The following is a 450-nucleotide window of genomic DNA, read 5'->3' as shown; positions in this document are numbered from 1 at the left end:
CCGTGCGGCCTATCCCGAAGTGCGTCTGGAGATCCTTGCCTCGCACGTGCCGCTCGGCCTCGTTGCCGAAGAGATCGACGTGGCGCTGCGCCTCGGCGTGCTGCCCGATTCCGACCTCATCGCACGCCGGCTCGGCAGTTTCCCGACCGGCGTCTATGCCAGCCCCGCCTACCTGAAGCGGCACGGTATGCCAGACCATCCCGCCGCCCTGCTCGACCACGCGACGCTGGCGCTTCATCAGGCGCGGCGCGAGCGCGGCTATGCGTGGCCCCTGCGGCAGGCCGCCGGCCGTGCGCGGGATTTTCCGATCAATCCGGTGATCGTGGCGAGCGACCCCGCGCTGCTGCACGACGCGCTGTGTGCCGGCGAAGGACTCTCGCTGGCGATGGACCGCAGCCTCGCCGCGGACGTGACCGCGCGCCGGCTGCGCCGCGTGCTGCCGGCGTGGAC

General features: G+C 72.2%; 1 protein-coding gene. It reads left to right on the top strand.

What is annotated here, in order from left to right; translation table 11 throughout:
* Positions 1–450 (top strand): substrate binding domain-containing protein (locus AC1DDH_RS20615; protein ID WP_476956235.1); only part of this gene is annotated, 450 nt, incomplete at both ends.

It is taken from the genome of Arthrobacter sp. 10T425 (assembly GCF_056393985.1).
Note: the sequence above shows the minus strand (reverse complement) of the source record. Positions and strands in the feature narration are given on the sequence as shown.